The following is a 2362-nucleotide window of genomic DNA, read 5'->3' as shown; positions in this document are numbered from 1 at the left end:
ATTCCTGCTTCTCCTAAGCGTTTTGATTTGATTCAGGCATTTAATCAAAGTGATACTATAAGATGGCATCAGAAAGGGAATATTCATCAAGATGCAATTGTGTATATCTATTATGGGGCACCTTATTCAGCGATTATGTATAAGTGTCAGGTCATAGAGAGTGATGAAACAAGTATGCTTCTTAAACGTCTAAAAACATATGATCCTTCTCTTTATCCATTAAAAGTACTTAAGAAATATCAATTAAGAGCTATAAGAAGTGCAAGGCATATTCCTAAAGAATTAAAGGAGTATATAGGAAATACCGATAAATAAGTGAATTGTCTAGTAAATGTGATATAATAAGCACAGGCGAAGGAGGTTTTGGGAATGAAGGTAGAATATTATAAAGAATACAGTCCATGTCTTAAAAGAGATATGGAGTTTAAGGTGTATGGACATGCAGGAACACCAATACTGGTATTTCCAACACAGAATGGTAGATTTTATGATTTTGAAAACAATGGTATGGTCGCAACAGTAGAAGGCCTCATTGATAATGGAAATATACAATTATTCTGTTGTGATAGTATTGATTTAGAAACATGGAGTGAAGAAGGTGGTCATGATGTTGATTATCGTTCTTACATGCTTGAACAGTATTATCACTATATTGTAGACGAATTAGTACCAAGAATTATTGATATTAATGCGATGTGCGGTACACATGCAAATGGTATTTATACTACAGGATGTTCATTAGGTGCTTCACATGCAGTGAATTTCTTATTTAGAAGACCGGATATCTTTAGTGGATGTATCGCATTAAGTGGTTATTATGATAGTGATCTATTTTTCCATGATTACGTAGATGATAATATCTATCGTAATAGTCCTATCAAGTATATTGAAGGTATGAGTTATGATCATCCATATGTAGAAATGTATAGAAAACGTCGTATTGTATTATGTTGTGGTCAGGGTGCTTGGGAAGATGAAATGGTTCGTTCTACTAGTAGAATGAAGGAATTATTAGAATATAAAGATATTCCAGCATGGATTGATTTCTGGGGATATGATGTAAACCATGATTGGGATTGGTGGAGAGTACAGTTCCCATATTTTGTAAAGAGAGTTATCTAGGAGGAGAAGAATAGATGAATGTTGTATTTATATCACCACATTTTCCAGAATATTATCATAATTTCTGTTCACGTTTAAAAGATCGTGGTGTGAATGTATTAGGTGTTGGGGATTGCCCATATGATATGATCAGTGATGAAACAAAGAATTCATTGACTGAGTATTACTATGTAGGTTCATTAGAGAACTATGATGAAGTATATCGTGCGTGTGCTTATTTCTCTAGTCAATATGGTAAGATTGACTGGATTGAGTCTGAAAATGAATACTGGCTAGAATTAGAAGCCACTTTAAGAAGAGACTTCAATGTGACTACTGGACCACAGATTCAGGATATGCGCTGGATGAAGTATAAATCAGCTATGAAAGAAGTTTATAAGAGTGCTGGTTTAAAAGTTGCGGATTATATTAAGTTGGATACACTAGATGAAGCTTTAGAGTTTACTAAGAAAAATGGTTATCCTGTGATTGTAAAGCCTGATAATGGTGTAGGAGCAACGCATACTTATAAATTAAAGAATGATGAAGAATTAAAGGATTTCTATAATCATAAACAGGATTATATTGATTATATTTTAGAAGATTTTGTGCCAGGTGATGTTGTAACATTCGAAGGTGTGACTGATAAGGATAAGAATATTTTATTCTCTACAAGTCATTTTATGGATACTTCTATTATGGATACAGTCAATGAGGCATCTGATATTTATTTCCATTCTGAACCAGTAGAAGGTAAGCCTATTTATGAAATTGGTGAAAAAGTAGTTAAGGCATTTGATACTAAGAGCCGTTTCTTCCATTTTGAATTCATTAAATTATCTGAAGATAAACCAGGATTAGGTAGAAAAGGTGATTTAGTTCCTCTAGAAGTGAATATGAGAGCACCAGGTGCTTTTATTCCAGATATGATGAACTATGCTTATGATGTAGATACATATACTATTTGGGCAGATATGATGATCTATAATACATGCTTCTATGAAATTGAAAGAAAGTATTATGTAGGTTATGTAGGAAGACGTCTTGGTATTGATTATGAATTGTCTGATGCAGAAGTGGCAGATAAGTATAGAGAATATATCAAGATTGAAGCAGATATTCCTCAGGTTCTTGCGCAGGCTGAAGGTAACCATATCTTCATCTTCCGTGCTAAGACTAAGGCAAAATTAAATGAAATCACAAAAGCGATTATTGCACATAAGAAGAAAAAGGCTGCACCTAAGAAAGCAGTAAAGAAGAC

The 2362-nt window shown here is 33.4% G+C and carries 3 protein-coding genes; all 3 read left to right on the top strand.

Features of this window, described 5'->3' with window-relative positions; translation table 11 throughout:
* The coding region (locus B2S90_RS04530; protein WP_286696595.1) for a hypothetical protein at positions 1-315 on the top strand (315 nt) is incomplete at its 5' end.
* Between the two features lie 54 nt (positions 316-369).
* Positions 370-1122, top strand: coding sequence for an esterase family protein (locus tag B2S90_RS04525; protein WP_055233849.1), 753 nt, complete (start codon positions 370-372; stop codon positions 1120-1122).
* Between the two features lie 14 nt (positions 1123-1136).
* The coding region (locus B2S90_RS04520) for an ATP-grasp domain-containing protein (RefSeq protein WP_286696594.1) at positions 1137-2362 on the top strand (1226 nt) is incomplete at its 3' end.

It is taken from the genome of Catenibacterium sp. UBA627, assembly GCF_002299355.1.
Lineage (GTDB): Bacteria > Bacillota_I > Bacilli_A > Erysipelotrichales > Coprobacillaceae > Catenibacterium > Catenibacterium mitsuoka.
Note: the sequence above shows the minus strand (reverse complement) of the source record. Positions and strands in the feature narration are given on the sequence as shown.

What these genes read in the sequence shown, in the direction of transcription:
- B2S90_RS04525 (WP_055233849.1), top strand. Translation starts at nt 370, where the DNA reads ATGAAGGTAGAATATTATAAAGAATACAGTCCATGTCTTAAAAGAGAT.